This is a genomic window from Pseudomonadota bacterium (assembly GCA_034660915.1).
In the GTDB taxonomy this organism is placed as follows: domain Bacteria; phylum Desulfobacterota; class Anaeroferrophillalia; order Anaeroferrophillales; family Anaeroferrophillaceae; genus DQWO01.
On record JAYEKE010000034.1, the window covers coordinates 1 to 5,287 of the forward strand.

Sequence of the window (5,287 nt, forward strand, 5' to 3'; positions counted from 1 at the left end):
GACAAATTTTTATTATTTCTCACAGAGACACGGAGTCACAGAGGGCAAATGACTCGGGTTCTCTGTGACTTTGTGCCTCTGTGAGAGTATTTTTATCTTTTCTGAAAACGTAGTCGAATGTTTACAATACCGCTATGAGCCAGATCCGAACATCTGGTAATATATCCCCGGCAATGCAACTTAAGAAAGTTGAGTTATTTTTTTAATTCGCTGCTGATTTTATTGATAATATCCAGAGTATTACTATCCTTAAGCAGGGTGTTTTTTACTTTCTTCTCCGCATAAATGACCGTAGAATGATCCTTCCCGCCAAATTTATCAGCAATATCAGGATATGAACAATGGGTTAACTGCCGAGCCAGATACATGGCTATCTGCCGGGGAATAACTATATTTCTGGTTTTTCTGCGTGATCTTATATCAGATGTCCTAAGGTGATAATACTCCGCGGTTTTGGTAATAATTTCATCAACTGTTATTATTTTCTCATCCATTTTTATAATGTCTTTAAGAACTTTTTTCACAAAATCAATGGATATTTCCCGCTTATTTTTAAGAGAGGAAAAAGCCGCAATGCGTAATAACGCCCCTTCTAAAGTGCGAATATTTGAAGAAACGTTTTCAGCCAGAAAAAAAGCAACCTCAGTACTGAGATTAAGATTTTCCTGATTCGCTTTGGTTATTAAAATGGCGACCAGGGTTTCATTGTCAGGAGGTTGAATGTCTGCAATCAGGCCCCATTCAAAACGGGTTCTTAATCTATCTTCCAGTTTGGGGATATCCATTGGAAATTTATCACTGGTCAGCACAATTTGTTTATGACTTTTATAGAGGGAGTTGAAGGTATGAAAAAATTCTTCCTGGGTCCGTTCCTTGCCGGCAATAAATTGAATATCATCGATAAGCAAAACATCCATTTGCCGGTATTTATTTCTGAATTGGGGCATTCTATCTTCTTTTAGTGCCCCAATGAGATCATTGGTAAAATCCTCTGAAGTGACATAATGAGCTTTTAATCTGCTGTTGTATTGGTTAATATGGTTGCCTATTGCATGAAGAAGATGGGTTTTTCCCAGACCGGCACTACTGTAGATAAACAGGGGATTATAACTTGTGCCCGGTTGTTTGGCAACCGCCAGGGAAGCCGCGTGGGAAAATTCGTTGGACGGCCCGACGACAAATTCTGAAAAGGTATATTTGGGATTAAAAGGTGAATCTTTGAGCTGAACAGAGGTGGAAGATTTTGAAGCAGGTGAATCTTCCGGGTTTTTATTATTCTGCTTCAAATAAGCAGGGGTTTTTTTTGCCACCATGTAGGAAACCGAGATATCCCGGGTGGAAACCTTACGAATGGCATCTTCTATCGCCGTGGGATAATTTTCGGCCAGCCAGTCTTTAAAGAAGCGATTCGGTACTTCCAGCGTAAGGACGGAATCAGCCATTTTCTTAATTTTTATTGGTTTAAACCAGGTCAGGTAATTATGTTCATTAACCTGTTCCTTGATATGGTCAAGGACTTGTGACCAAAGATGATTATGCATGGGAAAAAAGACTTATTTTCAATAAGTTAGATAAGTAATTAAATGAACTTCCAATGATAGCAGATCAACATTTTTTTGACAATATATATTTTTTATTGTATTGAGAAAACCTTTGTTAAAAGACTAAGGGTAGCAGGGAATAATTTACTTATTATAATGGATTTATTTATGGATGATCGGGAATAAGACAGATGGTTTTTAAAGTAACAGCTGCCATGTTCATAATGATTGTAATGGCTGATATTATTTTCGGCGACTATCCGTTGCCGTTTCCTCATCCTGTGGTTTTGATCGGCCGTTTGATTGATGTCCTGGAAAATTGGTTTTATCCCCATCAAAGGCAGGATGAGGAGAGAGAAGTTATTGCCGGTACAATCCTGGTACTGATTGTTTGTCTGCTGACTTTTCTGCTGACCCTGGTCATTATAAAATCAGCATATATGCTGTGGTCTCCTTTAGGTTTTTTAATGGTTATCTTTTTGGGTTATACGGCCCTGGCTGCCACTGGTTTGGCACGGGCAGCAATAAAGGTTTTAAAACTGCTGGAAAAGGAAGGTAAAGAGGAAGCCAGGAAGGCGTTATCCATGATCGTCGGCCGGGATACCGCTGAACTTGATAGTGACGAAATTTTAAAAGCGGTGGTGGAAACAGTTGCGGAAAATATCAGTGACGCGGTGATTGCGCCGTTGTTTTTTCTGCTGCTTGGGGGTGTTCCTCTGGCTATGACTTACAAGGCGGTTAACACCATGGATTCGATGATCGGCTATCGAAATGACCGCTATAAAAATTTTGGCAGAGTGGCGGCCCGCCTTGACGATTTTGCCAATTTTATTCCTGCCCGACTGTCGGGTTTGCTTATCATCATCGCCGGCTGGATGCTGGGATATGATCCCGGGAGAGGCTGGCGGATAATGAAAAAATATCATCATGTTCATAAAAGTCTCAACAGTGGTTATCCGGAAGCGGCGATGGCCGGCCTTTTGGGAATAGAGCTGGGAGGTCCCGGCATTTACTTTGGCAAAATGGTGGATAAGGGCATCATTGGTGAATCATTGACACCTATCCATGGCAGGCAGGTGAAAGTGGCGGTAAAAGTTCTTTATCTGTGCACAATATTGATGACCGGCATAGGTCTATGGCTATTATGGTAAGGGAAAAAAAGTTGCCGGTTCATGGAGGAACAGTCTTTCAGACAGCCCGGGAGCTGGGGGTTGCCGTAGAAGAAATACTGGATTTTTCCGCCAATATCAATCCTTTGGGCATGCCGGTCCGGGCGTGGGAGGCTTTAGACAAAGCTTTAGACCAACTGCAGCATTATCCGGAAATGTATGCGGATTCGCTTGTCAAGCAGATTGCCTTACGGGATAATCATCCGGAATCCCGGATCCTGGCCGGGAATGGTTCAACCGAACTGATATATCTGCTGGTCCGGGTTTTAAAGCCGAAAACCGCACTTATCGTCGCCCCGGCTTTTACTGAGTACCAGCGAGCCGTAAAGGTATATGGCGGCAAGCTTGATTTCTGCCACACTCTGGCTGAAAATAATTTTATCCCGGAAACTGATTTACTTATAAAGGCGCTGGAAAAAGGGCCTGATATATTGTTTATGGGTAATCCCAACAACCCTACCGGCAGCCTTCTGGGGCCGGAGGCGTTACGCCCGGTGCTGGAGGCCGCTCGCAAGTCCCAAACGATCTGCATCATTGACGAAGCATTTATTGATTTTGTTGGCGAACAGGCCTCGATGGAGTCCCTGGTGGGGGAATTTGAAAATCTGGTGATATTGCGCTCACTGACGAAAATATTCAGCCTGGCCGGCCTGCGTTGCGGTTATCTCCTGGCCGGCTCGATGCTGGTGGAAAGGCTGCGCTATCACCAGGAGCCCTGGAATGTCAACAGCCTGGCCATTGCCGCGGCACAGGAAGCGCTGGCGGATAAGTCTTTTCAGGAAAACACCCGGCGCTTTATTGCCCGTGAGCGTGATTTTCTCCTGCAGGAGCTGTCCCGTATTTCCGCTTTGCATATTTTTCCTTCACGGGCAAATTACCTGTTGATTAAACTTGACCGGCAACATTCTTCCCGACAGCTCAGCGATTTTCTCCGTCACAAATATCGGATACTCATTCGCCTCTGTACGGATTTTGCCGGTTTAGATGACTCCTTTATCAGAATTGCGGTTAAAAATCGGGAAAACAACCTGAAGCTGGTTGGGGCACTGGAAGAATTTTTTGCCTCCTGACTATAAGAATGTGGGGACAGAATTTAATTCTGTCCCCGTGCCAAGCATTATATATTCTCAGCTTTATCCGGCTCCCGGCGGAATAGTGGCAGGGGTTTCCTTCATGAAGTGAAATTCAACCCGGCGGTTTTTGGCCCGGTTTTCAGGGCTGTCATTGGGAACCAGCGGCCGGGTATCGGCATAACCAACCGCCATCAGCCGTTTTGCCGGGATACCTTTTTCTTCAATTAGATAACGTAAAACCGCGGTTGCCCGGGAAGAAGAGAGCTCCCAGTTGGAAGGATAAAGAGGGGATGAAGTCATGGGAATATTATCCGTATGTCCCTCAATGGCAACCGGATAGTTGTTTTCGCTGATAATCTCGGTAATAGAATCAATAAATGGTTGAAACGTTTCTTTGATACTGGCTGAACCGGCATCAAACATCAGTTTGCCGGTGATTTTAAGGGTTACGCCGTTTTCATCAATAGTGACTTCCGCTTCCCTCTCCAACTCATGGTCTTCAATGGCCTGCTTGACTTTATCCCCCATCTCCAGCATATCGATCATGCTGCTTTCTTTTTCAGATAACTGGATGGAAATCGGGGTGCTGGATTTTTCCTGAAAATCTCCCGGGTTTTCGGTAACCGTGCCAAAGGCGTCTTTAACCGAGCCGAGCATGGTTCTGAATTTCACCACATCCATATTGGAAAAGGAAAGCAGGAGGACAAAAAAGGTCATCAGCAGGGTGGCCAGGTCAGCAAAGGTGGCCATCCAGGCTGGAGCTCCCTCCTCACACTCTTCACATTCTTCGCATTCAGTTTCCTGCTGCTGTTCTTCTGCCATTATGCTTCTTCCTCATTTGACTGACGCAGACTGGGACTTAAGAAAGCCTCCAGCTTACTGCGGACGATAATCGGGTTGTCACCTTCAAGGATAGAAAGAACACCCTGGATGACTACTTCCATCATCAGCACTTCTTCCGCCGACTTGCCACCTAGTTTTTCGGCAATGGGAATGGCAATCAGGTTGGCCACTACTGCGCCGTAAAAAGTAGTCAGCAGGGCCACGGCCATTGCCGGACCGATGGAGCCGGGGTCATCGAGTTTCTGGAGCATCTGCACCAGGCCGATAAGCGTTCCGATCATACCAAAGGCCGGGGCCAGGGCCCCGAGGGTTTTAAAAACTTTCTGGCCCATTGTATGCCGCTGCTTCATGAAACCGATTTCTGTTTTCAGAATGTCCCGCACCAGGCTGGGGGCGGTGCCATCGACAACCAGACGGATACCTTTGGCCAGGAAAGGATCATCAATTTCTTCTTTTTCCAGCGCGATTATACTTTCCTTCCGCGCTTTTACCGCCAGGTCGACAACTTTCTCAATGATTTCTTCCGGACTTGTTTTCGGGCTGAAAAATGCTTTCAGGGCGATTTTGATTGAGCCGATGACCCGATCAAGAGGGAAGGCAATCAGCATGGCGGCAACCGAGCCGCCAATAACGACGAGAACTGATGGAACATCAATAAAGG

Annotated in this window: 5 protein-coding genes; 2 read left to right on the forward strand and 3 right to left on the reverse strand. The window is 45.3% G+C overall.

Going from position 1 to position 5,287, the window contains the following annotated elements:
• Positions 1-194 precede the first annotated feature (194 nt).
• On the reverse strand, positions 195-1,541 hold the full coding sequence (gene dnaA / locus U9P07_01945; protein ID MEA2108167.1) for a chromosomal replication initiator protein DnaA: 1,347 nt from the start codon (positions 1,539-1,541) through the stop codon (positions 195-197).
• 191 nt (positions 1,542-1,732) lie between these two features.
• On the opposite strand from dnaA, the gene cbiB reads away from it, so the two are divergent.
• Both cbiB and cobD read left to right on the forward strand, forming a co-directional pair.
• On the forward strand, positions 1,733-2,692 hold the full coding sequence (gene cbiB, locus U9P07_01950; GenBank protein MEA2108168.1) for an adenosylcobinamide-phosphate synthase CbiB: 960 nt from the start codon (positions 1,733-1,735) through the stop codon (positions 2,690-2,692).
• Entirely contained in the window at positions 2,677-3,780 is a 1,104-nt protein-coding gene (gene cobD / locus U9P07_01955; protein MEA2108169.1) for a threonine-phosphate decarboxylase CobD, read from the forward strand. Before cbiB ends, cobD begins: the two co-directional genes overlap by 16 nt.
• 63 nt (positions 3,781-3,843) lie before the next feature.
• Here the strand turns inward: cobD and U9P07_01960 are convergent, their stop codons facing one another.
• Positions 3,844-4,605 (reverse strand): OmpA family protein, encoded by a 762-nt coding sequence (locus tag U9P07_01960; protein ID MEA2108170.1) that lies wholly within the window; start codon positions 4,603-4,605, stop codon positions 3,844-3,846.
• On the reverse strand, positions 4,605-5,287 hold a 683-nt coding region (locus U9P07_01965), incomplete at its 5' end, for a MotA/TolQ/ExbB proton channel family protein (protein ID MEA2108171.1). The genes U9P07_01965 and U9P07_01960, both read right to left, overlap by 1 nt.